The organism is Pseudomonas sp. P5_A2_2 (assembly GCF_054177685.1).
Map to the genome: position 1 here is coordinate 1 of NZ_JBGCUL010000707.1, position 2,387 is coordinate 2,387.

At 61.3% G+C, this 2,387-nt stretch carries 3 protein-coding genes; 2 read left to right on the forward strand and 1 reads right to left on the reverse strand.

What is annotated here, in order from left to right:
* The first annotated feature begins 1 nt into the window (after position 1).
* Together ACXRVY_RS24570 and ACXRVY_RS24575 are read left to right on the forward strand one after the other, a co-directional pair.
* The gene (locus ACXRVY_RS24570; protein ID WP_007993783.1) at positions 2 to 472 is read left to right on the forward strand and encodes an RNA methyltransferase; all 471 of its coding nucleotides are present in this window, start codon (positions 2 to 4) and stop codon (positions 470 to 472) included.
* 80 nt (positions 473 to 552) lie between these two features.
* Positions 553 to 930 carry a YgaP family membrane protein gene (locus tag ACXRVY_RS24575; protein ID WP_223462003.1) on the forward strand — a complete coding sequence of 126 codons (378 nt, stop codon included), beginning with the start codon at positions 553 to 555 and terminating at the stop codon, positions 928 to 930.
* Positions 931 to 1,072: 142 nt separating this feature from the next.
* On the opposite strand, the gene ACXRVY_RS24580 is transcribed toward ACXRVY_RS24575, so the two are convergent.
* The gene (locus ACXRVY_RS24580) at positions 1,073 to 2,302 is read right to left on the reverse strand and encodes a hypothetical protein (protein WP_223462001.1); all 1,230 of its coding nucleotides are present in this window, start codon (positions 2,300 to 2,302) and stop codon (positions 1,073 to 1,075) included.
* Between the last annotated feature and the right edge of the window lie 85 nt (positions 2,303 to 2,387).

Here is a 2,387-nt window from a genome sequence, read left to right on the forward strand (position 1 = left end):
CGTGGCAGACAAACGGTACAGCTGCATTGGTTTGTATAACCCCAAATCACCGGAGAACGTCGGTTCGGTGATGCGCGCCGCTGGCTGTTATGGCGTGGCGTCGGTGTTCTACACCGGCAAGCGCTATGAGCGCGCCGCCGACTTCGTCACCGATACCAAGCGCGTTCACTACGACATCCCGCTGATCGGCATCGACGACCTGAAGAAAATCCTGCCGCTCAACTGTGTGCCCGTCGCCGTGGAACTGGTCGAAGGCGCGCGCCCGTTGCCGGAATACACCCACCCGGATCGCGCGCTCTATATCTTTGGCCCGGAAGACGGATCGCTGGATAAAGAGATTCGCGACTGGTGCGAGGACGTGGTCTACATTCCTACCACCGGTTGCATGAACCTGGCCGCCACGGTCAACGTCGTGCTCTACGACCGTATGTCCAAGGGGCTCAATACCCGATCGGGGCCAAAATTCCGCTGAATCGCCGCACATCCGATTGAACGAGCTGCCTGCCCTGGCGGTCAGCTTGACTATCGATCACCCAAGCCTGGAGACAGACCATGAGCGAACTCAAACGCGTCGAGCGTATCGAATCCACCCCGTTCCAGAGCCCCTCCGAACAAAACGTGCAAGGCTGGGAACGCATCGGCTCCCTGGCCGGCGGCGTGGTGATGGTGGGCAAGGGCCTGCGGCGTGGCGGGATCTTTGGCCTGATCCAGGTGGCCATCGGTGGCGTGGCCCTGGCGCGCGGCATTACCGGCCACAGTTCGGCGAAAAGCCTGCTGGAGAAAAGCCGTCAGGACATGAACAACGTGCGGGCGAAAATTCAGCGGGCGGGTGAAGAACTGAGCCAGTTGAAGGCCAACGCCGAGGCGGCGACCAAAACCGCGACGGTTACGGGCAATGATTCGTTGAAGTCACCGAAGACCGGGGTTTGATCCGGATCGTCCGGTGGGGCTGATGGCCCTATCGCGAGCAAGCTCGCTCCCACAGGGTTATGTGGCGTTCACAACAATTGCGTTCACCTCCAATCATTGTGGGAGCGAGCTTGCTCCGGGCGGCGTTCCGACGATGACGGACTCACTGAATCAACTCAGTACTCAGTACTTTTGAAGAACCACCGATCACGCTCTCGCTGAGCTGAACAAACGCCTGGGTATCGATATCCCCCAGCCGCATCGCCCCGCGCAGCACGTCATCCAGCGAACGCTTGTTGTGGGTTTTCAGGCGAATCTCGCGGTCCAGCTCCTGCAGCAACACCACCGCCCTGGCCACCTGCACCGGGTTGATCTGCTCACCGCGCAGTGTGGTGACTTTCTGGCCGATCCTGAGCAGTTTGCCGTGCAGGTTCTCAAAGCGCTCATCGCTCATGCCGCCGGCCCGACGCACCAGTTCGATAGCGTAATACTCGGCAAAGCCTTCGCTGATCCAGTCACTGCGCTGGGTGCCGTTGATCCGCCCGAACATCTGGGCCAACTCACGGACCAGGGCACTGGTGCCGCTTTCGCTGACCAACGGCAGGCGACTGTTGAGGTAGATCGACTCGTGCGCCGACTGGCTGCCGCGCCACATGGGATCATTGGCCCCGACGATCAGCAGTTTGCCCGGGTGTCGCGGGTACAGCGCCTGCACTTGCGGCCAGACGAAGGTCAGCAGGGTCAGCACATCCATGCGGCGCATACCCTGCCCCAGCGGCGAGGCGACGGTCACTTCGGTCTCGCCCAGACGAGTACGGCGGCTACCGAGCTGGCCGGCGAGCATCCAGCCCGTGGGCCGGTCGAACAGTCGGGAAGGGTTATCGATACGGAACTTGTTCTGGCCAATCCGTGGCCACGCGGTTTCAACGCTTTTCCAGCCACCGGGCAGCTCGAATTCAAGGCGTGCAACCAGTTCGATGCCGTCCTGTTGATCGAGTCTGGCAGCCGGCACCAGATCGTCGCCGCGCATCAATGCCCAGTTTGGCGTCATGCGCGTGTCGAAGCTGCCGTTCTTGCGCCCGTGGTTGATATTCACTCGGTAAGTCAGGCTGGCCTTGTCGGCAGTCGGACGCCAGATACCGCGCGCCGCCTCGCCAAGGGTCAGTTGCCATTGGCCGTCGGCCTTGAAATCGCTGTAGTGGCTGCCGTCGCCGAGGTCGAAATCCAGGCTGCGTACCGCCGAACCCTGGGCGAGCGTCAGGCGCACTTCTGCCTGATCGCTCTGGGGCAACAGGCGCACGTGATAATCCAGATTGACCTTGTTCGCTGCCCATACGGGCGAATTCACGGCCAGTAATCCAAGGATCCACGCCTGCCGCCATCCCACAGCCATACACACTCCTTCGTGAAATGTTGATCCTCAGGCCATCAGCCTGCGCGGAAAATCAGGTGATCTTCCCAATCATCTTCCGGCACGC